This is a genomic window from Curtobacterium sp. YC1 (genome assembly GCF_016267665.1).
In the GTDB taxonomy this organism is placed as follows: Bacteria; Actinomycetota; Actinomycetes; order Actinomycetales; family Microbacteriaceae; genus Curtobacterium.
This window is the reverse complement of sequence record NZ_CP066341.1, coordinates 2,744,537-2,770,307: the sequence shown is the minus strand read 5'-3', so window position 1 is coordinate 2,770,307 and position 25,771 is coordinate 2,744,537. Positions and strand designations below refer to the sequence as shown.

The window sequence follows — 25,771 nt, the reverse complement described above, 5'->3', positions numbered from 1 at the left end:
TCGATCAACGGATGGTGCGGATGCCGGCGAGGACGAGGTCGACACCCGCGAGGAACTGCTCACGGTCGTCGTGCTCGTCGAGTCCGGCGGCGATGGCGTGCATGAACGGGAAGTCGGACGGGTCCAGGCGTTCCCACTCGCGGGCGATGCTGCGGAGGACGAGGCCCCGGTCCGTGTCGCGGGGCAGGTGCCGGGCGGCGGCGGCGTACTGCCCGGCCGACCCGAGGACGCAGTTGACGAGTGCGGACACCGCGTCGAACCGCGCGTGCTTCGGTAGCCCGTACTCCTGCAGGCACACGCCCACGGCTTCGAAGAGCTGGACGACGGCGAACTGCCACGGCTCCCTGGTGAGCTGCGTGCCGACCCACGGGTGGGCATCGATGGCGTCGAAGACCGCCAGGGCCAGCGCTCGGACCGTGTCCAGCGGCTCTCCGGGGGTCCGAGCCCCGTCCACCGCGCTGCTGACGACGACGGTGGTCGCCGCGCGGAGCAGCTCCCTCTTGCTCGCGACGTGGTGGTAGATCGCCCCCGGCCCGGTCGTCAGCCGTGCGGCGAGCGAGCGGAAGGTGAGGGCGTCCTCGCCGTCGGTGTCGAGGATCTCGATCGCCGTCTGCACCAGCCGGTCCCTGGAGAGCGGGTCCGTGCGGCGCGTGGCGCGGGACTCGACCGAGGGCATGCCCCATCTTGACACGTTCTGGAATGTCGTTCCATACTCTGCGTGGAACGTCGTTCCAACGGAGCGTCCGCGCTCCACCCGACACGGAGGAGGATCCAGTGATCGACACGACGAAGCCCGGTGTCCTGTTGCAGATGCGCGCGCAGCCCGGCGGAGGTGACGCGCTGGCGAAGGTGCTCACGGACGTGCACCACGTCGACGACCCGGACGGTCCCGTCGACTGGATCGTCCTGCGCGACGACGACGACCCCGAGGTGATCTGGGTCACCGAGTTCTCCCGCGACCAGGACTCGTTCGACCGGCACTACGCCGAGACGAACGAGGAGGTCGAGCAGCGGCACGAGGACCTCATCGCGCTCCTGGCGGAGCCGCCGACGCGGGTGCTGGTGCGGCCGGTCGCGTCGAGCTGACGTCGTTCGAGCTGCGTTGTTCGAGCTCGCGGGCCGCGGCGAGCGGCCCTACCGGCCCTGCTGACCTGGGGTTCGGTTGAGCGCTCGTGTGAGTTGTCTGGTCGAGGTGAAACCCGAACGGGCGGCGAGGTCTGCGAGGCTGACGGCTCCGAGGTCGGCGAGCTGGTTGGCTTCCGTGATGCGGCGACGCTCGATCTCGCGGCGGGGTGTCGTACCGAGACTGGCGAACGTGTTGTGCAGCGTGCGGGGGCTGACCGCGAGGTCGACGGCGAGCCGGGTGACGCTGAACGCCGGGTCGCGGAAGTGTCCCTCGATCGATGCCAGCGCTGCCGTGAAGGCGCTGTCCCGGTGCGCGGCAGCGTCACGGGTCTCCCGCGCGTTGGTGTCGTCGAGGACGCTGCCGAGGAGGTGCTCGAACGACAGTGCGAGATGCCGACGTGCGGTGTGGGTCGCCGGGGTGACAGGGGTCCCGAGGAGCGTGTTCGTCATCGACGTGAGCGCCTGCACGGTCGAGCCGCCGGTCGCGATCGGTTCCCCGAACTGGAACCGGGACACTCCTTCCTTGAGGACCGTGGGCTCGAGGTACCCGACGTAGCGGGCTGTGTCGGTGATCGTGCGGGCTGTGGTCGGTGCTTCACCGTCGAAGAGCACCAGGGAGCCGGGCTCGGTGGGGACGACGGTGCCGCTGACGTCGAACTCGAAACCGCCTTCGATGGTGAGGACGAGGTAGATCCGACGCGGGTCGCTGGTCAGGGTGTACCCGGCGGATTGTGACCACGCGTGACCGACACCGAAACGCGTGTACTCGCCGGTCTCGGCGACCAGGAGGGGATCTATTCGTCCTCGCGGGTGCCATCCGAAGTCATTGCAGCGTTCCGCCGCGGAAACGCCCATTGTCGTCGATGTCACCACGACGTCCGATGTAACACGAATGCCCAGCGGAATGCGAACGAGTTCTGCATGTTGCCACCAGAACCTGCAATTCCGGCCATTTCCTGCAACGGCAAACGTCAGTTCGTGCTGACTTGACTGCATCCACTGTGAAGCCGCTCAACCTGACCGGAAACTGAGTCCGCGGATCGTCCCTTCGGTCCGCCGGATCAGTTGGAGCACCGACACGTCGAGGTGCGTGCATGAAAGTTGGGGATCGTCTTGAAGCTTCGCTTGCCAGGGGTGCGTCACCGCGCCGAGAACACCGGAACGCGGAAGGGGGCACCAACGCACCCGCGATCTCGACGCTTCCGAGCGACCGCAGCGCTGACCACAGGCGCCCTGCTGACGTCTGGACTGGCTGCCGTGTTCAGCACCACGGTGCTGCCGGCAGCGCCGGCATCTGCGGCGGATGGTCCCGCATGGACGTGCAGCGCGAACGGGTACCTGTTCCAGTCGCCCGGTGACGGCACGAACACGATCTACCAGGTCGACCTCGTCAGCGGTGAGTCGACGGAGATCGCGTCGATGGTGAACGGCGTCAACGCGACCGGCTACAACCAGACCGACAACTACATGTACGGATGGGACACCACCACCGGTCAGCCCGTCATCGTCGCGTCCGACGGCACGCTCACGCAGCTCGACAGGCCGGCAGGTCTGCCCGCAGACACCAACTTCGTGGTCGGTGACGTCGACCCGAACGGGCACTACTGGCTCACCCTCTCGAGCGGTCAGTGGTACGAGATCGACTACGCCGCCGGGTCTCCCACCTACGGTCAGGTCGTCGACAGCGGCACTGCTGCCGGGGCTGCAGCAGCGGGCTTCGGCTCGGTGCGCGACTGGGTCTACGTCGACGGTTCTCTGTACGGGGTGGGCACGGGCCCGTCGCTCGTGGAGTTCGACCCCGCCGCGAACCGGGTGACGCGGGTTGCGAACCTGCCCGATCTCGCCAACAACGCCTACGGCGCAGGGTACGCGGATGCCCGAGGGTTCCTGTACTTCTCGAACAACACCACGGGCGAGATCTACCGCATCAACCCCGAGGACGGCAGCACCATCGACCTGTCGACCGGGCCGATCTCGGGTGGCAACGACGGCGCTCGGTGCTCGGCGGCGGGCATCCCGACGATCAGCGTGCAGAAGACCGTCGATGGTCGTGCCGCGACGGCCGACCAGTTCACGGTCGCGCTGCGGGACACGGACTCGTCGACGCTGACCTCTGCGACGACGACCGGGACCGCCACCACCGCGAAGTCGGAGGAGGAGTGGCCGGTCAGCGAGGGCCGTACGTACACGGTCACCGACGTGATGGCGGCTGGTTCCACGAACACGATCGCTGCGTACACGCCGACGATCGTCTGCACGGACACCGTCACCGGCGCCGAGCAGACCGTCGGTGGTGAAGCCGGCACGTGGACGTTCCGGGTGCCGGGCGCCAACCCGTACCTGTGCGACGTGACGAACACCGCGGCCGACCCCTCGCTCGCAGTGTCGAAGACGGTCGACAAGGAGACCGCGAACCCGGGGGACACGGTGACGTACACGGTCACCGTGCGCAACACCGGCAACGTCGCCTACACCGCTGACAAGCCGGCCACCTTCACGGACAGCTTCTCCGGGGTCACCGACGACGCCACGTACAACAACGACGCGAGCACCGGCTCCACGATCAACGGGAACACGTTGTCCTGGGCGGGTCCGCTCGCGGTCGGCGCGACTGCCACGGTGACGTACTCCTTCACCGTCAACACACCGGACACCGGTGACCACCTGCTGCGCAACGTGGTCACCCCGCCGCCGGGGAGCGTCTGTGAGCCGGACCCGGAGGGTTGCGAGCCGCCCCCGGTCCGCGTTCGGGACTTCACCGTCGCCAAGTCCGTCGACAAGACCAGCGCCGCTCCCGGTGAGAAGGTCACCTACACGGTGACGGTGAAGAACACCGGCGAGGCTGACTACACCGCCGAGAACCCGGCGACCTTCGCCGACGACTTCTCCGGTGTCGCAGACGACGCGACCTACAACGATGACGCCAGCAACGGTGCGACGGTGGACGGCACCACGCTGTCCTGGTCCGGCCCGCTCGCGGTCGGTGAGTCGACGACGGTGACGTACTCGTTCATCGTCAACGACCCGCTCACCGGCGACCAGAACCTGGGCAACGTGGTGACCACCCCGGGCGTCTGCGCACCGAACGCTTGCGAGACCGAGACGCTGGTGCGCTCGTTCACCGTGACGAAGTCCGTCGACGCGGACACGGCGGTGCCCGGCCAGAAGGTGACCTACACGGTGACGGTGAAGAACACCGGCAAGGATGCGTACACGGCCGATGTGCCTGCGTCGTTCACGGACGACCTGTCGAAGGTCACCGACGACGCGACGTACAACAAGGACGCCTCGAACGGCGCGAAGGTCGACGGCAACGAGCTGTCCTGGGCCGGGCCGCTCGCGGTCGGCGAGACGATCAAGGTGACGTACTCGTTCACGGTGAACACGCCGGACACCGGTGACCACGTGCTCGGCAACGCGGTTGTCCCCGGTGACTCCGGGGAGTGCGTGGGCGCCTGCCAGACCACGACCCTCGTCCCCGGGTACACGGTGTCGAAGGCGGTCGACAAGACCAGCGTCGTCCCCGGCGAGACCGTCACGTGGACCATCACGGTCACGAACACCGGCAAGGTCGACTACACGGCCGAGAAGCCGGCGAAGTTCACCGACGACCTGACCCAGGTCACCGACGACGCCACCTACAACGGTGACGCCACCAACGGTGCGAAGGTCGACGGGAACACCCTGACCTGGGCCGGCCCGCTCGCGGTGGGCGACACCACGACGGTGACCTACTCGTTCACGGTGAAGGACCCGAACCCGGGCGACGAGCAGCTCCGCAACGTCGTGGACCCCGGTCCCGGCACCGGAGTCTGCGCCACGGACGACTCGTGCGTCACGAACTCGACCGTGACCGCGCAGACCGTGACCCCGTCCCCGTCCGGGCCGGTCGTCTCGACCGGTGGGACCACGGCCGCGCCGCTGTGGCCGATGTTCGCGGGCGCCGGCACCGCGCTGGCCGTGCTGATGGCACTGCTCGGCACGGCGCTCGTCCGCCGACGGAACGGTGACAGTGTCTAGTTCCGACAGCACGGGGCGGCGTCGACGGTGGGTTCTGCTCGCCGTCGGCGCCGCCGCGGTCGTCACCCTCGCCCTCACCGGGACCGAGATCGTCCGCTCCTTCAACGGGCCCGTCGACATGCAGGGCAACCGCGTGCAGGCCGAGGACGCCGTACCCCCGACCTCGGAGTCGTCCGCCGTGCCGGCCATCGGCGACGACCGGTTCGTGGTGGAGTCCGTCGGCCTCGACGTGCCCCTGGGAGCGTTGAACGCGGTGGACGGTGTGATCGAACCCCCGGGCTTCACCTCTGCCTACTGGGTCCGCAACGAGGGCGTTCCGCCGGAGCAGGCCCGGAAGGGCACCGTCTTCGTCGTCATGCACTCGCTGCGGAACGGCGCCACCGGTCCGGGGAACTACCTCATCGACGTGGACCGTCGGACATCGAAGGTCGGCATCGGCGCGGAGATCCAGGTCGACGACACGACCTACACGGTCACCGGCACCCAGGAGATCGACAAGCCCGACATCGCCCACGCATCCGCGATCTGGGAGGACGAGCCAGGACGACTGGTCGTCATCACCTGTCTGCAACGACCCGACGGCGGGCGCTCGCAGCAGAACGTCGTCATCGAGGCCGTCCGGTCCTGAGCGCGCTCCGGACCCGTGGACCGGATCCGGCCGAGATGGTCAGCCCCGCCTCCGCAACGGGATGTGTCCCCACCAGCCCAGACCGTCCGCGTCGTGGTCGAGGATCTCCAGGTAGCTGCCGAGCGGCTCCCCGATGTTGAAGTCAGCCACCTCGTGGCCGAACTCCTCCGGCGTCGGCTCGTCCCCGGTGGTGTAAGCGTCGACCCAGTCGATGGTGGTGTGTCGTTCGCGGATGATGCCGACGCGGGGACCCCAGGGGGAGCCGTAGACGACACGGAAGCCGTCCGGGGTCACCCAGGCGTCGTGGACGACCACGATCGCGGCCTCGGTCGGACCACCGTCGCGGAGCTTCTGCAGGCATGCGAGCAGGGCGCGTGGACCCCACTCCTCGGACGCGGCGGCCTCGAGCTCCGCGATCAGCTCGGCATGACGCTTGCTCTCCATCCGGCCACCGTAGTGGAGGCCGTTCCCCGCCCGGCCCGCTGCGGCTTGCCGCATGGTCCACCGCAGTCCCTTCCCGCCCGGTGGTGGCCGGTGCTTCGATGAGCTGCCTGCCGCCGACCGGCCCCGGGCAGAGGGGAACCATCGTGAAGAACATGCTCCTCGTCGCCGTCTCCGTGACGGCGATCGTCTTCGGGGGCGTCGCTCCCGCAGACGCCGCACCCAGGGTGCCCGTCCCGGGAACACCGACCCACGTGACCGTCGCCGGCACGGACGACTCCGCCACACTGTCGTGGCGTCCGCCCCGCCACAGCGGCACGATCACGGGCTGGCTCGTCTGGGTGAAGCCGCGCGAGCACCAGCCCGACCGCGGCATCACGAAGCTCCGGGCCACCGCACGATCGGCGACGTTCCGCGACCTGCACCCGGGGACGACGTACACGTTCGGCGTCCGCGCGAAGAACGCTCGCGGCACCGGTCATTCGACGACCGTCACCTACACACCACCGGCACCGCAGCCGGTCGCGCAGGCGCTCTACGCCCTCGACGCCGCGAACAACGTCGTCCGGTTCCCGGCACAGGGAGCGGGCACGGCCGAGGTCGTCGCGCCGAACGGCACCGGCTACGTCGTCGACCGCCGCGGCAACGTGTTCATCCCGTCCGCAGACGGGACCCGGATCACCGAGCGCTCGCCGAAGGGGACTGTCCGGACCGTCGCCTCCGGCCTGCACGTGACCCCCGACCTGCGGATCGACGACGCCGGCACCCTGTACTGGACCGACTCGGTGAGCCGTGCGGTGACCCGACTGCCCGTGGGGGCGCGCACCGCGACCGTCGTGCCGGACGTCGGCGTCCCCGGACTCATGTGGTCGGTGGCGCCGAACGGCACGGTCTCGACCCTCCGGCCGGCGGCGACCGTCACGACGCTCTTCCAGCGGACCGTCTCGGGAGCGGTGTCGATCCGCAACCTCACCGCCTCGGGTCCGTTCCCGTCCGGCAGGATCGACTCGTTCCGGTCGGACGCGCTCGGCAACGTCTACGTGCATGCGTGGACCGTCGGCGCTGCGGGCTACTCGGCCTGGTACGTCGTGCCGAACGGCTCCGACGACGCGACACGGATCGCCGACCGGCTCGCGTTCGAGATCGGGGCGACGACCGACGACGGCTTCGTACTCCTCGAGTCGAAGCAGTGGTGCGCGTACCCGGCTGACGTCCCGAAGCCCTGCGCCATCGACCGCTCGTTCTCCGACGAGATCGTCCGTTCCGGCACCACGACGACGACGTACGCGGTGTCGGGCATCACGGCCACGGACCGCGGCCTCAACGCTGGCGTCACCGACGACGCCGGTGCGGTGTTCGCGAGCATCCCGGACGGGCCGACGCCGGGTCTGTGGCGGATCCCCGCGGGCGGCGGCCAGGCGCAGCAGCTCGCGACCGCTCCGTACTCCCGCCTTTCCGTGAACTGACACGACCGCCGCCCCGCAGCGTCCTCGACGTTGCGGGGCGGCGCCGTCTGCGCCCCGGTACGCTGCCGCCATGCCGGGCAGCTTCTCGATCCGCACCACGACCGAGCGCGACTGGGAACGGGTTCGCGAACTGCGCGTCGAGAACGCGACCGACAACCCGGTCTCGTACGGCGCGACCCTCGGGCACACGCTGCTGATGACCGAAGACGACTGGCGACTCCGCGCGCGACGCGGCGAGGCCTCCGACGCGACGAGCGTCGCTGCGATCGACGCCGACGGCCGGTGGATCGGGATGATGAGCGGTCAGGTCGGCGACGACCACGGCGCGGAGCCCGTGCTCACCGGCGTCTACGTCACGCCGGCGTTCCGCGGTCGTGCGCACGGAGTGGCGGACGCGTTGCTCGACCACGTCATCGGTTGGGCGGCCGGACACGGCGATCGCCTGCGCCTCGAGGTGTACGTCCGGGCCGTGCCGGCCCGTCGCTTCTACGCCCGCCGAGGGTTCCGTGCGAGCGGTCGGACCCGCGACTTCCGGGTGCTCGGCGAGGGGCCGGGGAGCCCGACCCTCCGGCTGGTCGAGCTCGAGCGGCCGGTGGGGGACGCCGACCCACGCTGACCGTGCTCGCGCGTCCGCTGCATCGGCGTGGGACGGCCCTACTGGGCCTCCTCCGCGGGGAGCTCGATCGCCGGTTCCCGAGCCGGCAACCCGAGCTCGGCAGCGGCCGCGCGGTAGTCGCGGTAGACCCGGCTGTACCGCTCGGTCGCGCGGGCTGCGCGGGCCAGGTCGGGCGGACGCTCGACGTACGTCTCGTAGCCGATGGTCGGACGCTCGGCCGCCTCGTCGGCGATCGCGGTGGACCAGCGCCAGATCGCCGCGGCGGACGCTCCCTGTGGTGCGCGCTCCACCACCTCGTCGGGCACCACGACCACCCGGCGGTCCGGACGCAGGTCACGGCCGGCGACGACGAACAACGCTGGGACGGCGAGGACGCCTCCACCCACGACCACGCCCGTGAGCTGGGCCACCGCTCGGTCGTCCCCGGGCATCAGCAGCGGGGCGACCACGACGCCGAGTGCTCCGCCCACCACGTACCCGACGACCATCGCGAGCAGGGGGAGGGTGCCCACGATCCGAGCACGTCGTCGCACGGCGATGGGGTCGTACAGCCGACGCCACCGGGTCAGGGTGTCGACGGCGGGCGCTTGGCGGTCGACGTACAGCCGGCCGTCCGGCGCGCGGAAGACCGGTGCGCCCGGCAGGTCCGGATCGATCACGGTCCTTCGACCGATCGACTCGTCGCCGCGATGACGGCCGGCATCGCGGCGAGCACCGGGGACGACGGCCCCGCCGATCCTGATCCCTGCACAGCGACAACCTACCGGTGCCGCCGCCGCCCCTCGGTGCTATGTTTGCGCGCACAACAAACCCCGGACGACGACGTCGGAGGACACGCGATGACGCACGCACCAGAGCACCGCCACGGCGAGACGACCCTGACGATCGTCGACGCCGACGGTCACCCGATGCCGGACACCGACGTGACGGTCGAGCAGACCCGGCACGCCTTCGCCTTCGGCAACATCGGCTTCGACTTCATCGGCCTCGCCAACGGCGAAGCGCACGGCGCCGACGAAGCGCACGGCGCCGACGCCGACGGCACTCCGGCCGACCCGGGCACCGAACACCTCGCCGCCCTGTACACCGACGTCTTCAACACCGCGACGCTCCCGTTCTACTGGGGTCGCTTCGAACCCGAGCGCGGCGCCCCCGACACCGCGAGACTCCGCAAGACCGCCGAGTGGTTCCGCGCCCGCGGCATCGCGCTCAAGGGGCACCCCCTCGTCTGGCACACGGTCCAGCCCGACTGGCTGCTCGGGCTCCCGCTCGACGAGGTCGAGCAGCTGCAGCGCGAGCGCATCCGCCGCGAGGTCTCCGGCTTCGCGGGGGCCATCGACACCTGGGACGCCATCAACGAGGTCGTCATCATGCCGGTCTTCGACAACGGCGACAACGCGATCACGCCGCTCGCCCGGGCGAAGGGCCGCATCCCGATGATCCGGATGGCCTTCGAGGAGGCCCGCGCCGCGAACCCGGACGCCACCCTGCTGCTCAACGACTTCGACCTGTCGAGCGCCTACGAGTGCCTGATCGAGGGGGTGCTCGAGGCCGGCGTGCAGATCGACGCCATCGGACTGCAGACCCACATGCACCAGGGCTACTGGGGCGAGGACACGATGCTCGCGATGGTCGACCGGTTCGCCCGGTACGGCCTGCCGCTGCACCTGACCGAGACCTCGCTCGTCTCCGGAGACCTCATGCCCGCGCACATCGTCGACCTCAACGACCACCAGGTGGACTCGTGGCCGTCGACGCCCGAGGGGGAGCAGCGTCAGGCCGACGACCTCGAGCGGCACTACCGGAGCCTGGTGGGGCATCCCGCGGTCGAGGCGATCACCTACTGGGGCATCACCGACGCCGGCGCGTGGCTCGGTGCCCCGATCGGACTCGTCCGCGCCGACGGCACGCCGAAGCCGTCGTACGACGCACTCCGGCGCCTGGTCAAGCAGGAGTGGTGGCTCGGCCCGACGGTGCTGCGCACCGACGACCGCGGCCAGGTGCCGGTCCGCGGGTTCCGCGGCGACTACCGCGTCGACGTGCGTGGCACGTCGACGGCGTTCGCCGTCACCGACGTGCCCACGCAGGTGCGGATCGCCACGTGACCACCTGACGGACGGGAGGCCCGGTGCGGCCCCGCCCCGCGCCTCCGGGCCGTCACGGGTCGGTCACACCGACCCGCTCACCGCCGCACGTACCGGTGCTCCGGCCGCCCCGCGGCCCCGTACCGCAGCTGCATCGCGACGGTCCCGTCCGCCGCGAGCTGTGCCAGGTACCGCTGCGCGGTCGCTCGGGACACCCCGATCGCCGTGGCGACCTCGGCGGCCGACCGTTCCTGTCCCGGCACGAGCTGCTCGAGCACCAGCGCCGCCGTGGCCGCGCGGGACGGCGAGGCCCCACCACTGTCGCCGGCGTGCAGGATCCGGAAGGCCCGCTCGACGGCCTCCTGGTCGAGCGTCGACCGCTCGTCGAGCACGTTCCGCGACCGCGCGTACGCCTGCAGCCGTTCCGCGAGCACGCCCGCTCCGAACGGCTTGATCAGGTAGGCGAGTGCCCCGCTCCGCATCGCCCGCCGCACGGTACCCGAGTCCGAGGCGGCGCTCAGCACGAAGGCGTCGGTGTCGATCGAGCGCAGCAGGTCGAGGCCGCTGCCGTCGGGCAGGTACACGTCAACGAGCACCAGGTCGACGACCGTGCTCGACAGGGCGGACCGGGCGGCAGCGAGCGTGCCGACGGGCTCGAGCGCCCGGAACCCGGGGACCTCGTCGACCTGCCGCCGGTGCAGGTCGGCGACGTGGAAGTCGTCGTCGACCACCAGCACGGTGAACACGGCACTCACGACACCACTCCTTCCAGTCGGGCGCAGAACACCGCGCCGTGGTCGTCGCCGCCGGGGGAGGCGAGCCACACGTCCCCGCCGTGCCGCCGCGCGATCTCGCGCGACAGCGGCAGCCCGATCCCGAGCCCGTGCACCCGTTCGACGTCGGGCGGCGACGCGAGCGTGTCCGTGTCCCGGGCGAACAGCGAGTCCTCGGCGTCGGCCGGCACCCCCGGCCCCGAGTCCATCACCGACAGGTGCAGGGTCGATCCGTCGTCGAGCACCTCGACCTCCACCCACGGGGAGCCGCCGTCCCGCGACCGCTCGTCGCCGCCGAGCGCCGCCACCACCGCGTTGTCCACCAGGTTCCCGAGCACGGTCGTGACGTCGCCGGGATCCGAGATCGTCCCCTGCACGAGTGTCTCCGCCCCGATCCGCAGCAGCACGCCCCGCTCGGCCGCCTCGACGCCCTTCGCCCCGAGGAACGCCTGCAGGTACGGCTCGGTCAGCCGGTCGGCGTGCTGCACCGGGTAGCGCAGCGGTCCGCGCTCCTGCACGTCCGCCAGGTACGCCCGAGCCCGCGCGGTCTCGCCGATGTCGAGCAGCCCCGAGATCGCGTGCAGCCGGTTCGCGAACTCGTGGCGCTGCGCGCGGAGCGCCGTGCTCATCGCGCCGACCGCGTCGAGTCGCCGGGTCAGGGCCTCGACGTCGGTGCGGTCGCGCAGCACCGCGACCCGGCCCAGGTCACGCCCGTCGCGGGTCACGGTGCGGACGTCGACCAGCAGCACCCGGTGCCCCGCGACGACGGTGGCGCTCGCCGGGGCGGGTGACGACCGGTCGACCATCGAACGCAGCGCCGACGGCAGGTCGAGCGACGCCACCGGGTGCCCGACCGGGTCGGACAGACCGAGCAGCCGCACGGCCTCGGGGTTGCACACGGTCACGACGCCCGAGGGCGCGATCGCGATCACCCCCTCGCCGACGCCGCCGAGCACGGCCTGCTGGTTCTGCACGAGCGTCACGAGCTCCTCCGGCTGCAGGCCGAGCGTCAGCCGCACCAGCCGCCGCCGGATGAGCACCGACGCGACGAGCGCGAGCAGGACCGCCGCCAGCCCGGCACCGAGCACGGGCAGGCTGTCCTCGACCAGGGTGTCGTAGACGCGTGCCCGGGTGAACCCGACGCTCACCTCGCCGACGACCCGGGACTGCCGGGAGGCCCGGCTCGCGTCCGTCCCGCCGGCTGCGGGTGCGAAGACGGGCACCTTCGCCCGCGCCGACTCGCCGAGCGTGCCGCGCGCCCACGACACGGTCTCACGGCCCTGCAACGCGGCCTCGGGCGAGGTGCTCACCATCTCGCCGATCCGGTCGGCGTCGGGATGCGCCAGACGGATGCCCCGGTCGTCGGTGACCACGACGAAGAGCGCGCCCGTCTGTCGCTGCGCCGCCACGGCAGCACGCTGGACGGGACCGCGAGCGAGGGTCGCTCGGTCGAGGTCGGTGCCGTCGACGCTGAGGCGAGCGACCCGGGCCCGGACGTCGGACTGTCCGGCGACGCTCTGCGCGATCGCGAGCGCGGTCCCCTCGGCGGCCCGCTCGAGCCGGGTGACCTCGATCCGGACGAACACGGCGCTGGTCAGGGCGACGACCGCGACGACGACGGCGAGCTGCAGCACCAGCACCTCGGTGGCGAAGCGGAGCCTGGGGCGCCGTGAGCGGTCGTCGGTCACGACCCCAGCGTACGGAGGGCGAGCCGACGTGCCTGCGCACAATGCGCAGAATGCGGGCAACGCGCGATGGTGCGCCAATGTGCAGAAGCGCGCCGTGCCTCCCGGCCGGGTCGTAGCGTGCCCGGACTGCCAGACACGGACGAAGGAGTCCTGATGCTCGTCATCCTCGGGTACGCGATGGTCCTGACCTTCATGGTCCTGATCATGACCAAGCGCATGTCGCCCATGCTCGCGCTGATCATCGTGCCGACCGTGTTCGGGCTCTTCGCGGGGGCGGGCCTGGGGCTCGGCGACATGGTGACCGAGGCGATCGGCACGCTGGCGCCGACTGCTGCGTTGCTGATGTTCGCGATCATGTACTTCGGGCTGATGATCGACGTCGGCCTGTTCGACCCGCTCGTGCGCTTCATCCTGCGGGTGACCGGCAACGACCCGGCGAAGATCGTGCTCGGCACGGCGCTGCTGGCCGGGGCGGTGTCGCTCGACGGGGACGGCTCGACGACGTTCATCGTGGTCACGGCGGCGATGCTGCCGATCTACCTGAAGCTCGGGATGAGCCCGGTCGTGATGACCTGCGTCGCCGGCCTGACGAACGGGACGCTCAACATCGTGCCCTGGGGCGGTCCCACCGCCCGTGCCGCGGCCGCACTGAAGATCGACCCGACCGACATCTTCGTGCCGCTCGTGCCGTCGCTCGTGGTGGGGCTGCTGCTCTGCTTCACGTTCGCGTGGACGATGGGGCTGCGGGAGCGCAAGCGGCTCGGCCTGATCGAGTTCACCGAGGCGTCGCGGGGTGCGCGGGTGCCGGAGCGGACGACCGCCCGGGCCGGGTCCCGCGTGCTCGCGGCGGTGGGCGGGACCGGTGGCGGGATGTTCACCAGCCCCACGGTCGCGCTCGGCCTGCGCGGCGGGAAGGCCGACGGTCGACGTGCCGACGGCGAGGGCGTCGACGGATCGGTGGGGGACGCCGAGGGGGTCGGCACCGGCACCATGGCCGAGACGATGCTCGACCCGGACCGCCCGACGCTGCGGCCGGGGCGGATCTGGTTCAACCTGGCGCTGACCGTCGCCGTGATGGTGGCGCTCGTGATGGGGCTCCTGCCGCTGCACTTCGTGTTCATGATCGGCACGGCGATCGCCCTGCTCGTGAACTTCCCGCAGCTCGGGCAGCAGACCGCGCAGATCGTCGCGCACGCCCCGAGCATCGTGGGAGTCGTCTCGATGGTGTTCGCCGCCGGGGTGCTCATCGGGGTGCTCGACGGCACCGGGATGGTCGCGGCGATGGCCGACTGGCTCGTCGCGGTGATCCCGGACTCGATGGGGCCGTACCTGGCCGGGATCACCGGGGTGCTGAGCATGCCGCTGACCTTCTTCATGAGCAACGACGCGTTCTACTTCGGCATCCTGCCGGTGCTGTCCGAGAGCGCCGCGGCGTACGGGATCACGCCGGCGGAGATGGCGCGCGCCTCGGTCGTCGGGCAGCCCGTGCACATGCAGAGCCCCCTCGTGCCCGCGATCCTGCTGCTGGTGTCGCTGGCGAACGTGAACCTCGGGGATCACCACCGGAAGGTGCTGTGGCGGGCGGCCGTGGTCGCGATGGCGATGCTCGTGGTGGCGATCGTGGTGCGGGTGATCCCGTTCGGGTGAACCGCGTGGAATGGTTGGTTCCGGGAACGAACCACCGTCCGATCGGGGGTTTTCCGGGCCGCGCGGCGTGTGCCCCGACCGCTGTACCCCGGACCGCTCGGTCCGCCCCCGAACGGAGGGCGTAGCGAGCACACGGACCTGGTGATCCGCTCAGGAAACCCGTCTGTTCACCTTCGAGCCGTTTCCTGGACGCCGGCTGAGGGGCCTTCGTTGGTCGAGCGACTGCCAATGTGATGCCCGCCGGAACGGGAGCGCAGCATCCTCCGGCGCACCCGATCTGCTGCCCCGGATTCCCCGAAGGATGCCGTTGTCCACAGATCTGCCCCGCCTGCTCACGGTCGTGCGGGACCCGTCGGACGTCAGGTTCCGGAACATCGCCCGTGCCGGCGGTGTCACCGTCCTCGCGATCATGCTGCTCGTCGGGCTCTTCCTGGCCGTCCGGGCCTCCGAGGCCCTGCGCGTCGCCGGGTTCGGGTTCCTCACCACGCAGGCCTGGGACCCCGACGCCCACCGGTTCGGCATCGCCGCCGTGCTGGTCGGCACGGTCCTGATCGCCGCCGTCGCGATCGCGTTCGCCCTGCCGCTCTCGCTCGGCACCGCGCTGTACATCACCGAGTACGCGCCCCTGCGGATCCGCAAGGCGTTCATCGGCCTGGTGGACCTGATGGCCGCGATCCCGAGCGTCGTCTACGGGCTCTGGGGCTTCTTCTTCCTGCAGTCGCAGATCACGCCGGTGTCGCGGTGGATCTCGCAGTGGTTCGGCTGGATCCCGCTCTTCTCGGTGTCGGGCGTCGACCTGGACGACCCGCTCGCGTCGCCGACCGCCTACACGGCCTCGACGTTCATCGCGGGGATCGTGGTCGGGCTGATGATCACGCCGATCGTCACCTCGATCATGCGCGAGGTGTTCTCGCAGGCCCCGCTCGGTGAGCGCGAGGGGGCGCTCGCCCTCGGGTCGACGCGGTGGGGGATGATCCGCTCGGTCGTGCTGCCGTTCGGCCGCGGCGGCATCATCGGCGGGACCATGCTCGGTCTGGGCCGGGCGCTGGGCGAGACCATCGCGGTCTACATGATCATCTCGCCGGTGTTCGTCATCCAGCCGCACATCCTGCAGGCCGGTGCGAGCTCGGTCTCCTCGCTCATCGCCCTGCGGTACGGCGACGCGACACCCTTCGGCATGTCGGCACTCATGGCAGCGGGTCTGACGCTGTTCCTGATGACGCTGTGCATCAACTTCGCCGCGTCCGCCGTGGTGGCCCGATCGCGTTCGGGAGCGAGCAGCTAGCCATGACCGACACCACCCAGGCGCCGTCGGGCGTCACGTCACCCCTGCCCACCGTCCCCCTGTCGACCCCCGTCCCGGCCAGCCCGGTGACGGGGTCGACGCCCGCCGGCTCCGGCTCCGGCACCGTCCTGCCGCGGCTCGAGCGCGAGTCCGAGCCGGCCCGCGGGCCCGAGGAACGCCGGTTCGGCGGCACCCGGATCAGCGACGTGCTCTGCGTCGTCGGTGCCGCGGTCGCCTCGGTGTCGGTCACGTCGATCGTGTTCACCGAACTCGCCCCGGTCTCCGGCCCGATCGCGTTCGCCGCCGTCGCCTACGTGATGTTCCTGGTCTTCTACGCGCTGCTCGTCGCCACCAACGAGAGCGCCGCGGTGGTGCGCGACCGGGTCGTCTCGGCCGCGGTGCACTCGCTCGCGTTCGTCGTGGTCGCCACGCTGGTGTTCGTCGTCTCGTTCAGCGTGATCCGGGCCACGAAGGCGCTGCCGCACTGGAACTTCATCACGCAGGACATGGCGCTCACCGGGCCCCTCGACCCGATGACCTCCGGCGGGGTGCTGCACGCCATCGCGGGGTCGCTCATCCAGATCTCGATCGCGCTCGTGATCACCGTGCCGCTCGGCGTGACCACGGCGCTGTTCCTGACCGAGGTGCCCGGGCCGTTCGCCCGGTTCGTCCGCACCATCGTCGAGGCGATGACCGCGCTGCCCTCGATCGTCGCGGGGCTCTTCATCTACGCGAGCGTCATCGTCGGGCTCGGCTTCGACAAGTCCGGGTTCGCCGCGTCCCTGGCGATCAGCGTGATGATGCTGCCGATCATGATCCGGTCGGCCGACGTCGTGCTCCGCCTGGTGCCGTCGACCCTGAAGGAAGCGTCGATCGGGCTCGGCGCCGGCCAGTGGCAGACGGTGTGGCGGGTCGTGCTGCCGACGTCCCGCTCCGGCCTGGTGACGGCGATCATCCTGGCCACCGCGCGCGGCATCGGCGAGACGAGTCCGGTGCTCCTGACCGCCGGCTTCGCACCCGACCTGAACCTCGACCCGACGAGCGGTCCGATGATCTCGCTGCCCCTGGCGATCTTCGAGTTCGTGAAGTCACCCGAGCCGAACATGATCGCCCGCGGCTTCGGTGCGGCCGCGGTCCTGATGTTCCTCGTGCTGGTGCTCTTCGTCATCGCCCGCGTGATCGGCTCGCAGACCGTCGCGACCCGCGAGCGCCGCAACGAACGCCTCCGGGCGCTCCGTCGCCTCGTCCTGCGCGGTGTCGCCGCCGCCGGTCCGGTCTGGCGCCCCGTGGGCGGCTGGGTCCGCCGGCACGCCCGCCGCTACGTCCACCCGTTCCCCGCCGATGCCTCCCAGGAGGACCACTCGTGAGATCCCGCAGAACACGCCTGATGGGCGCGGTCCTGGCCGCCGCCGCACTGGCCCTGTCGATCCTCCCCGCCACCGCTGCCGATGCCGGTGAGTCGTACGTGCCCATCTCGGGCGCGGGCTCGTCCTGGAGCTCCGTCGCGATCCAGCAGTGGGCCGTGAACGTGCAGCAGTACGGGATGAAGGTCCGGTACGCCAGCACCGGGTCCTCCGACGGCCGCAACCAGTTCAAGGCCGGCACGGTCGACTTCGCCGTCTCCGAGATCCCGTACGGCATCAAGGACGGCGGGGTCACCGACGTCCCGCCGACCGTCGGCTACGCCTACATGCCGATCGTCGCCGGTGGCACGTCGTTCATGTACAACCTCAGCGCCGGTGGCAAGCAGATCACCAACCTGCGGCTGTCCGGCCCGGTGCTGGCGGGCATCTTCACCGGCAAGATCACGAGCTGGGACGACCCGAAGGTCAAGGCGGACAACCCCGGGCTCGACCTGCCGAAGCGTCGCGTCGTGCCGGTCGTCCGGTCCGACGGTTCCGGGTCGACGGCGCAGTTCACGACCTGGATGAGCAAGAAGTACCCGTCCGAGTGGAACGCGTACTGCAAGCAGGCGGGCCGGCCGCTGCCCTGCGGCATCACGTCGAACTACCCGACGGTCGCCGGCAAGGGGTTCATCGCCCAGCCGAACTCGCAGGGGGTGTCCGGGTACGTCGCCCAGAAGGCCAACGTCGGCACCATCACGTACGTCGAGTACTCCTACGCGCTGAAGACCGGGTACCCGGTGGCGAAGGTGCTGAACAAGGCGGGCTACTACGTCGAACCGACCGCCTCGAACGTCGCGGTGGGCCTGCTCGGCGCGAAGATCAACCAGGACAAGCGGTCGTCGTCGTACCTGACGCAGATCCTCGACGGCGTCTACGACAACCCCGACGCCCGCACCTACCCGCTGTCGTCGTACTCCTACATGGTGGTCCCGACGACCACGGACGCGAGCCTGACCCCGGCGAAGGGCAAGACGCTCGGGGCGTTCGACTACTACTTCCTCTGCGAGGGGCAGCAGCAGGCCGAGGTGCTCGGGTACTCGCCGCTGCCGATCAACCTGGTGCAGGCCGGGCTCGACCAGGTGCGTCGGATCCCCGGGGTCGAGGCGAAGAAGATCGACATCCGCAAGTGCAACAACCCGACGTTCTCCGCCGACGGCAAGAACACCCTCGCCGTCAAGGCACCGCAGCCGCCCGCGTGCGACAAGCTCGGTGCGACCCAGTGCAACACGGGGACCGGCGGGGCGAAGGGCACCGCGACGCCGACCGGGAGCGGTGGGGGAGCCGGCGGTGGCGGGGACGCGTCCGGCGGAGCCGGTTCGTCCGGTGGTGCGGGGTCCGGTGGTGGCTCGGGCTCCGGCGCCGAGCGGGGCGGTTCCGGAGGCTCGGGTTCCGGCTCCGGCGGATCCGGCCGGGGATCGGGGAGCGGTCCGACGGAGGAGCTCTCCGGCGGCAGCGCCGACAACGGTGGCGCCGGCGCGGTGCCGGCACTGAACAACGGGTCGCCGGTGCAGTGCGACGCCGACAGCGGTGTGTGCCAGAACGTGGCCGCCCTGCCGGTCGAGGTCGACGCGGCCGACGGCTGGACGCCGACCCGCACCCTGATGCTCTGCGCCGTGGCCGCCCTGCTGGGCGTGGTCCTGCTGCCCCCGCTCATCGGCGTGCTCGTGTCCCGACGGAGGGCCCAGAAGTGAAGAACCAGCACCTCGTCCGACTCGGTTCCGCGGCCCTGGTCTTCGGTGCCGTCACGTCGACCATCGCCGGATCGCTGCTCGTCGCGACGATCCCGGCGTCGGCCACCGCGCCGTCGGCCACGCCCTCGTCCGCGGTGACGAAGTCGTGGGTCGACGCGCAGGCCGCCCTCGGCGCCGGGGGAGCGACCACCGCGCCCGACCCGGACGCCGACGACTTCTCGAAGATGTCCTTCACGGTCAGCCAGACCGAGGACCTCACCGACCAGGGCATCACGGTGAGCTGGACCGGTGCGAAGCCGACCTCGCCGAGCGAGTACGCCACCGACTACGTCCAGCTCATGCAGTGCTGGGGCGACGAGGCGGCCGGACCGTCCCCCGAGCAGTGCCAGTGGGGCGCTCCGTCGTCGACCATCGCGGCGCTGACCGGTGTCGGCGCCGCCAAGCGCGACCTCGTGAACGGGGACGACCCGCTGCAGGACCCGACCCTGACCGGAGCGGACGCGGACCCCGACCTGCTGCTCGACCCGCCCGTCGAGAACCCCTTCCTCCGCGCCTACCGCGTACCGTTCCGCGCCGTCGACGGCACGCTGGCGAAGAGCACGACCGCGCTGTCGAAGCAGTTCGACGCGACGACCACGAACGAGGTCACCGCCGCCCGCACCGCGAGCGACGGGACCGGACAGGTCACCTTCGAGACCCAGTCGGGGCTCGAGGCGCCGCAGCTCGGCTGTGGCCAGGACCGGGTGGTGGCCGGCACGGCGACACCGCGGGACTGCTGGCTGGTGATCGTGCCGCGCGGCAGCCACAACCTCGACGGTGGCGCCGCTGCGTCGACCGCCGCGGGTCGCGTCACCGGCTCACCGCTGTCGGCGTCCGCCTGGCGCAACCGCGTCGTGTTCCCCCTCGGGTTCCAGTCCGTGGCCCAGTCCTGCCCGATCGGCAACGCCGAGCAGCGCCTGGTCGGGTCGGAGCCGGCCACCGAGGCGGTCACCGCCTGGCAGCCCGCGCTGTGCGGACTCGGTACGACCTACGGCTACTCGCAGATCGGTGACGAGGAAGCACAGCACCAGATCGTCTCGACGACCGGCGGGGCATCGCGGCTCGCCCTCGTGAACACGCCGCTCGACCCAGCCACCGCCCCGGACACGACCATCCGGTACGCCCCGGTCGCGCAGTCGGCGATCGTGATCGGCTTCTCCATCGACTACCGCCTGTACCCGGACGCCCCGGCCAGGGCACGGAACGGCCTGCAGGCGCAGGAGCTCACCCTCGACGCGCGGCTCGTCGCGAAGCTGCTCACGCAGTCGTACCAGGCCGACGTGCCCGGCCGCGGCGCGGGCGACCCCACGGTGGCGGCGAACCCGTCGAGCATCGTGACGGACCCCGAGTTCCTCGCGCTCAACCCCACCTTCGTCGGCTCGAAGAGCGACACCGCGCCGGCCGGCCTCATGGTCGCGCTCGGCGACACGAACGCGAACGCCCGCGTCTGGGCGTGGCTGCGGGCCGACCCCGTCGCGGCGGCGTTCCTGGACGGGCGCCCGGACGAGTGGGGGATGCGGATCAACCCCGCGTACCGCCCACTGTCACTGGCGACCGACACGACGATCGACAGCTTCCCGAAGGCCGACCTGACCATCGCGAAGGGCGGCGACCCGGACGAGACCGGCTACGGCACCCTCGACATGCGCCCCTACATGAACGACATGCACGAGGGCGCCTACCGGACGCTCAAGGCGGACCCCAACCAGAAGGACTCCTGGAACCCGTTCGGGCAGCCGAAGGGCTACACCTCGCTCGGCGCCCAGGTGCCGGGGAGCCGGTTCCTGCTGTCGATCACCGACACGGCCTCGGCCGCCCGCTACGCGCTCCCCACCGCGAAGCTGGTGAACGCCGCGGGCGAGGCGGTCGCCCCGACCACCGAGTCGATCACGAAGGGCATCGCGACCATGCGGCCGTCGACCGTCCCCGGTGTCGTCGTCGCGGACCCGGCGAACCGCGACGCGGGGGCGTACCCGCTGGCCCTGCTGAGCTACGCGGCCGTGAACGTCTGCGCCTCGAGCCCCGCGGAGCGTGGGGACTACGCCCGCTTCATCCGGTACGCCAGCGGTGCCGGTCAGGTGTCGGGGGAGGAGCAGGGCCAGCTCCCCGCCGGCTACGTCCCGCTGACGAGCAGCATGCGCGCGGCGGCCGGGCAGGTCGCCACCGGACTGACCGACGCACGCACGGTCGCCGCCGCGTGCCCGGAGCCACCGGCGACGTCGGCTCCGACCGAGCCGACGGCGTCCGGCACCGACGGGGCGGTGCCGCCGCCCACCGACACGACGGAGACCGCCACCGATCCCGTCGTCGACCCGGGGACGTCGACCGACACCGTGCCGGAGGCGACCGTCGACCCGGTGGCCGACGCCGCGCCTCCCGTGTCGACCAACGACGTCGACGAGGCGTCCGGACCCACCCAACGCACCCACGACCAGCCGCTCGCGGCGACCCGCCTGGGTCTCGCCGCGGCGCTCGGAGCCGGCCTGCCGGCGCTCGGCGTGGGGCCGTTCCTGATCCGCCGTGGCCGGAGGCTGGCGATGCTGGCCGCCGCCCACGTGTGACCGAGTTCCACCCCACGACCGCTGCCACCTGGGCAGCGTCGAACCCACGAAAGGAAACACCAGCCATGAAGGTCAACACCTTCTGCAAGACGGCAGTCACGTTCGGTGCAGCCGCGCTGATCGTCGGTGCCCTCTCCGTGCCGGCGGCCCAGGCCGACCCCGCGGGGAACGCGTTCGGCAAGCTCGTCGGTCTCGGCTCGGACACGACGCAGGACGTCATGAACGGCGTCGCGGCAGCGGTCGGGGGCAACCAGATCGCCTCGTACGACGCGACGAACGCCGGCCCCACCGTCGTCACCCGCTCCGGCGGCGCGGCCATCCCGCGCGTCTCCGGTTCCGGTGCCGGCCGTGACGAGCTGCTCGTCTCGATCGGTGCGGTCGCCAACAAGTCGGGCGTGGCCCTGGCCGACGGCACGAGCACGACCATCGACGAATCCGTCGTCGGACAGCTCGACTTCGCCCGGTCGTCGAGCGGCCCCGCCGCCAAGGACCAGTCGGCCGACGGTGTCCTGGCCTACGTGCCGTTCGCCCGCGACGCCGTCGACGTCGCCTACGCACCGGGCAGCGCGCTGGCGAAGGTGCCCTTCTACGTCGGTGACGGGTCGCAGGCCAAGACGGCCCCGACGCTCTGGAACGTCTACCGCGGCGACGTGTCGTACGCGTACTTCAACGCCGACGGCACCTACAACTCGGTCGGCAGCACCGCGACCGGCCCGGACGGCACCAAGGCCGCCAAGATCCAGCCGCTCCTGCCGAAGTTCGGTTCCGGCACCCGCAGCTACTTCCTCGGCCAGCTCGGTCTGACCGACGCCTCGGGCTTCACCAGCACGAACTCCTTCGTGTCCGACACCTCGGCCGGCAAGCCGATCGAGGAGCACGACGGCACCGCCGTGGTCGCGGCCGACACGGGCTCGACGCTCGCGATCGCCCCGTTCTCGGTCAGCCAGTGGGTCGCGCAGGCCAACGGCGTCGGCGGGGTCACCGACCGTCGCCACGGCGTGACGCTCGCCGACCTCGGCAAGACGGCCGGCAGCCAGACCCCGGCCACCACCGGCAGCGGCAAGGCCTACGCGACCAACCCGGCCTTCGCCGGCTTCGTCCGGGACGTCTACAACATCGTCCCGTCGCGTCTGGCCGACGACCCGTCCAGCGCGATCGCGAAGACGTTCGTCGGGAAGGACTCGCTCGTCTGCAAGCAGACCGCGACCATCGCCGCCTACGGGTTCCTGCCGGAGCCGGCGACCAACGCCGCCACCACCTGCGGGTACGCCCAGCTGCGTGCCTTCTCGGCGTCGCTGAGCACCACCACGCTGTCGATCCCGGCGAAGGCCGTCGCCGGCAAGCCCGTCAGCGCCACCGTCGCCGTCGACTCGTTCGGCACGGGCGGCGGCACGGTCCGGTTCCTCAACGGCTCCACGGTCGTCGGGACCGGCACCATCGCCAAGGGCGCGAAGAGCGTCACCGCCCCGGTGACCCTGCCCAGCGGCACGGCCTCGGTCAACGCGCTGTTCATCCCGGCGCTCGCCGGCGTCGCGTCGAGCACCTCGGCGGCGTCCACGGTCACGGTCTCCGCAGCGACCGGCGTCACGATGACGGTCCCGCGTCTCACGGTCGGGAAGACCGCCAAGGTGACCACGACGATCACGGGCGGGAACGCCACGGGCGGCACCGTCACGATCAAGAACGGCACGGAGACCGTCGGCACCGCCAAGGTCGCCGCCGGGGCCACCACCGCGTCGGTCTCCTTCGTCCCGAAGCGCACGTCGTACAGCCTCGTCGCCACCTACACCCCGGCCACGGCCGGCGGGACGGTCGCCACGAGCGCCGTGTCGACGGTGAAGGTCGCCAAGGGCGCGCCGACCGTGAAGGCCGGCAAGGTCAAGTCGGTCTCCGCGAAGTCCCACGCCAAGGTCACCGTCGCCGTGAGCGGCGCCGGCGTGACCCCGACCGGCAAGGTCACCGTCAAGGAGGGCAGCAAGACGCTCGCCTCGGTGTCGCTGTCGAGCACCGGGCGCGGCACCGTCTCGCTCCCGCGCCTCAAGGCCGGCACGCACAAGCTGACCGTCGTCTACAGCGGTGACTCCCTCTGGAACACCGCGCGGACCTCGTCCTCGGTGAAGATCACCCGCTAGTCACACCCCAGCCCGGCCGGTCCACCAGGACCGGCCGGGCACCCCACCCGCGAAGACCCCACCCCCCCCCGAACCCCACGACGGACGGATCGATGACGAGCTTCACCTCCTGGTTGCCGGGCCGGCGACCCACCGGCGAGCAGGACGCGAGCGGACGCCGCCGGGCCGCCGGGCCGTGGCGACCGATCCGCGCGCTCCGACCGTCCCGCAGCAAGCGTCCGACCCGTCCGGTCACCGGCTGGTCCCACGAGTCCGCCGGGCCCGCCGCGCGCGCGATCCCGGTCCTCGGCGCCCCCGACCGCTGGCGGTTCAGCGGGTCGGCGATCGTCGTCGTCGGACTGCTGCTCGTCGGCTTCGCACTGCAGTTCACCGCCGTGTCGCAGGTCACGTACTCGCGCGACCAGCAGCTCGCCCGCGACGCGTTCCGCTACCAGCTCGCGAACGCCACCGCCCCCGTCGGCCAGACCGGCACCGACGGCCGCCTGGTCCCCGAGGGCACGCCCGTCGCCATCGTCCAGGTCCCCGCGCTCGGCCTCGACACGGTCGTGCTCCAGGGCACCACGTCGGAGACCACGCGTTCCGGCGTCGGCCACCGTCGGGACACCCCGCTGCCCGGTCAGGTCGGGGCGAGCGTCGTCTACGGACGCCAGACCGCCTACGGCGGCCCCTTCGGGCGCATCGACCAGCTCGACAAGGGCGCCGTCATCACCACGACGACCGGGCAGGGGACCGCGAAGTACCGGGTCGTCGACGTCCGCCGCACCGGCGACCACGTCCCGGCACCGCTCGAGGCCGGCGACGGTCGACTCACCCTGGTCTCCTCCGCCGGGCTGCCGTTCCTGCCCGACTCCGTCGTCCGTGTCGACGCCGAACTCGTCTCGAAGGCCGCTCCCACCCCGACGCCCTCGTTCGGCTACGCCGCACTCGCCCCCGCCGAACTCACCATGGCCGGTGACGGCTCGGTGTGGCCGTTCCTGGTGCTCGGCCTCATCGTCCTGGCCGGGATGGTCGCGCTGTTCGCGGTCGGGATGCGCTTCTGGGGCCGCCGGCAGACACTCGTCGTCGCCGTCCCGGTGGTGCTCGCCGTCGGGCTCTCCGCGGCGTCCCAGCTCACCGTCCTCCTGCCCAACCTGATGTGACCGAAGAGACCACGATGCCCGGAACAGAAACCGAAACCCTCCTCGCCGAGTTCGACAGCTGGTTCGACCGCGTGCCGCCGGCACCGGACCCGTCGACGCTGCCCGCGACGCTCGACGCCCGATCCGTCTCCGCCTGGTTCGGGGACCACAAGGTGCTCGACCGCGTCTCGCTGACCATGCCGGCCGGCCAGGTCACCGCCCTGATCGGGCCGTCCGGCTGCGGCAAGAGCACCTTCCTCCGCACGCTGAACCGGATGCACGAGCTCGTCCCCACCGCCTCGCTCGCGGGCGAGGTGCTGCTCGACGAGGTCGACATCTACGACGCGTCCCGTCGCATCACCGAGGCCCGGCGGCAGATCGGGATGGTGTTCCAGAAGCCGAACCCGTTCCCCGCGATGAGCATCCAGGACAACGTGCTCGCCGGGCTCGCGCTGACCGGCGTCCGGCTCGACAAGAGCGCCAAGGCAGCGCTCGTCGAGGAGACCCTGACCAAGGCGGGCCTGTGGAACGAGGTCAAGGACCGGCTCCGGCAACCCGGCGGCGGCCTGTCCGGTGGGCAGCAGCAGCGGCTCTGCATCGCGCGGTCGCTCGCCGTGCGGCCGCGGGTCCTCCTGATGGACGAGCCCTGCTCGGCCCTCGACCCCACGTCGACCCGACGCATCGAGCAGACGATCACGGAGCTCGCCACCGACGTGACGATCGTCATCGTCACGCACAACATGCAGCAGGCGCAGCGCGTCTCCGACCGCTGCGCGTTCTTCCTGGCCGAGGCCGGGACCCCCGGCGCGATCGTCGAGCACGGCCCGACCGACGCCATGTTCGAGACGCCGCAGGATCCGCGCACGTCCGACTACGTGAACGGTCGCTTCGGGTGAGCCGGACGGGAGGCGCGGGGCGGGCCCGCCCCGCGCCTCCCGTCCGGTGGGGCTGGATCCCGGCGACGTGTTCGGGCGTTCCAGCACCGTCGGCGTGGATGTGCACGATCGGCAGGTCAGCGTGTCCGGAGTCAGCGGTGCCGGGGAGTCAACCT

General features: G+C 71.3%; 20 protein-coding genes. 14 read left to right on the top strand and 6 right to left on the bottom strand.

The annotated features are described in order from the left end of the window. Window positions 1-4 precede the first annotated feature (4 nt). Window positions 5-676 carry a TetR/AcrR family transcriptional regulator gene (locus I8920_RS13020; protein ID WP_198656736.1) on the bottom strand — a complete coding sequence of 224 codons (672 nt, stop codon included), beginning with the start codon at window positions 674-676 and terminating at the stop codon, window positions 5-7. A gap of 98 nt (window positions 677-774) precedes the next feature. Between I8920_RS13020 and I8920_RS13015 the strand changes: the two genes are divergently transcribed. Then, window positions 775-1,086, top strand: a complete 312-nt coding sequence (locus I8920_RS13015; RefSeq protein ID WP_198656735.1) for a putative quinol monooxygenase — start codon at window positions 775-777, stop codon at window positions 1,084-1,086. Between the two features lie 48 nt (window positions 1,087-1,134). On the opposite strand, the gene I8920_RS13010 is transcribed toward I8920_RS13015, so the two are convergent. Beyond that, a complete protein-coding gene (locus tag I8920_RS13010) occupies window positions 1,135-1,995 on the bottom strand; it encodes a helix-turn-helix domain-containing protein (RefSeq protein WP_198656734.1) in 861 nt (286 codons plus the stop codon). Window positions 1,996-2,382: 387 nt separating this feature from the next. Here I8920_RS13010 and I8920_RS13005 point away from each other — a divergent pair, with 387 nt between their 5' ends. Then, on the top strand, window positions 2,383-5,145 hold the full coding sequence (locus tag I8920_RS13005; protein ID WP_198656733.1) for a DUF7927 domain-containing protein: 2,763 nt from the start codon (window positions 2,383-2,385) through the stop codon (window positions 5,143-5,145). Further along, on the top strand, window positions 5,138-5,773 hold the full coding sequence (locus I8920_RS13000; RefSeq protein WP_198656732.1) for a class F sortase: 636 nt from the start codon (window positions 5,138-5,140) through the stop codon (window positions 5,771-5,773). Before I8920_RS13005 ends, I8920_RS13000 begins: the two co-directional genes overlap by 8 nt. 39 nt (window positions 5,774-5,812) lie before the next feature. Here I8920_RS13000 and I8920_RS12995 read toward each other — a convergent pair whose 3' ends face one another. Next, entirely contained in the window at window positions 5,813-6,217 is a 405-nt protein-coding gene (locus I8920_RS12995; RefSeq protein WP_198656731.1) for a hypothetical protein, read from the bottom strand. 152 nt (window positions 6,218-6,369) lie between these two features. Here I8920_RS12995 and I8920_RS12990 point away from each other — a divergent pair, with 152 nt between their 5' ends. Together I8920_RS12990 and I8920_RS12985 are read left to right on the top strand one after the other, a co-directional pair. Then, on the top strand, window positions 6,370-7,680 hold the full coding sequence (locus tag I8920_RS12990) for a fibronectin type III domain-containing protein (RefSeq protein WP_232832891.1): 1,311 nt from the start codon (window positions 6,370-6,372) through the stop codon (window positions 7,678-7,680). 70 nt (window positions 7,681-7,750) lie between these two features. Then, window positions 7,751-8,296 (top strand): GNAT family N-acetyltransferase, encoded by a 546-nt coding sequence (locus tag I8920_RS12985; protein ID WP_198656729.1) that lies wholly within the window; start codon window positions 7,751-7,753, stop codon window positions 8,294-8,296. A 38-nt stretch (window positions 8,297-8,334) separates the two neighbouring features. Here I8920_RS12985 and I8920_RS12980 read toward each other — a convergent pair whose 3' ends face one another. Then, window positions 8,335-8,955: a hypothetical protein gene (locus tag I8920_RS12980; RefSeq protein ID WP_198656728.1), complete on the bottom strand. Its 621-nt coding sequence runs from the start codon at window positions 8,953-8,955 to the stop codon at window positions 8,335-8,337. 180 nt (window positions 8,956-9,135) lie between these two features. Between I8920_RS12980 and I8920_RS12975 the strand changes: the two genes are divergently transcribed. Continuing rightward, a complete protein-coding gene (locus tag I8920_RS12975; protein WP_198656727.1) occupies window positions 9,136-10,401 on the top strand; it encodes an endo-1,4-beta-xylanase in 1,266 nt (421 codons plus the stop codon). Between the two features lie 77 nt (window positions 10,402-10,478). Here I8920_RS12975 and I8920_RS12970 read toward each other — a convergent pair whose 3' ends face one another. Both I8920_RS12970 and I8920_RS12965 read right to left on the bottom strand, forming a co-directional pair. Then, the gene (locus I8920_RS12970; protein ID WP_198656726.1) at window positions 10,479-11,135 is read right to left on the bottom strand and encodes a response regulator; all 657 of its coding nucleotides are present in this window, start codon (window positions 11,133-11,135) and stop codon (window positions 10,479-10,481) included. Further along, complete coding sequence (locus tag I8920_RS12965) at window positions 11,132-12,841, bottom strand: sensor histidine kinase (protein WP_198656725.1); 1,710 nt, start codon at window positions 12,839-12,841, stop codon at window positions 11,132-11,134. The genes I8920_RS12970 and I8920_RS12965 overlap by 4 nt, the downstream gene beginning before the upstream one ends. A gap of 153 nt (window positions 12,842-12,994) precedes the next feature. Between I8920_RS12965 and I8920_RS12960 the strand changes: the two genes are divergently transcribed. From I8920_RS12960 to I8920_RS12925, 8 genes are all read left to right on the top strand, one after another. Then, window positions 12,995-14,488, top strand: coding sequence for a CitMHS family transporter (locus I8920_RS12960; RefSeq protein ID WP_198656724.1), 1,494 nt, complete (start codon window positions 12,995-12,997; stop codon window positions 14,486-14,488). A gap of 301 nt (window positions 14,489-14,789) precedes the next feature. After that, window positions 14,790-15,773 (top strand): phosphate ABC transporter permease subunit PstC, encoded by a 984-nt coding sequence (pstC, locus tag I8920_RS12955; protein WP_198656723.1) that lies wholly within the window; start codon window positions 14,790-14,792, stop codon window positions 15,771-15,773. A 2-nt stretch (window positions 15,774-15,775) separates the two neighbouring features. Next, window positions 15,776-17,140, top strand: coding sequence for a phosphate ABC transporter permease PstA (pstA, locus tag I8920_RS12950; protein ID WP_198656722.1), 1,365 nt, complete (start codon window positions 15,776-15,778; stop codon window positions 17,138-17,140). Beyond that, the gene (pstS, locus tag I8920_RS12945; protein ID WP_232832741.1) at window positions 17,137-18,870 is read left to right on the top strand and encodes a phosphate ABC transporter substrate-binding protein PstS; all 1,734 of its coding nucleotides are present in this window, start codon (window positions 17,137-17,139) and stop codon (window positions 18,868-18,870) included. Before pstA ends, pstS begins: the two co-directional genes overlap by 4 nt. Continuing rightward, entirely contained in the window at window positions 18,867-21,470 is a 2,604-nt protein-coding gene (locus I8920_RS12940; RefSeq protein WP_198656721.1) for a hypothetical protein, read from the top strand. Before pstS ends, I8920_RS12940 begins: the two co-directional genes overlap by 4 nt. 65 nt (window positions 21,471-21,535) lie before the next feature. Beyond that, window positions 21,536-23,602 carry an Ig-like domain repeat protein gene (locus I8920_RS12935; protein ID WP_198656720.1) on the top strand — a complete coding sequence of 689 codons (2,067 nt, stop codon included), beginning with the start codon at window positions 21,536-21,538 and terminating at the stop codon, window positions 23,600-23,602. A gap of 92 nt (window positions 23,603-23,694) precedes the next feature. After that, window positions 23,695-24,741, top strand: coding sequence for a sortase (locus I8920_RS12930; RefSeq protein ID WP_198656719.1), 1,047 nt, complete (start codon window positions 23,695-23,697; stop codon window positions 24,739-24,741). A gap of 98 nt (window positions 24,742-24,839) precedes the next feature. Further along, window positions 24,840-25,616 carry a phosphate ABC transporter ATP-binding protein gene (locus tag I8920_RS12925; protein WP_232832890.1) on the top strand — a complete coding sequence of 259 codons (777 nt, stop codon included), beginning with the start codon at window positions 24,840-24,842 and terminating at the stop codon, window positions 25,614-25,616. Window positions 25,617-25,771 lie beyond the last annotated feature (155 nt).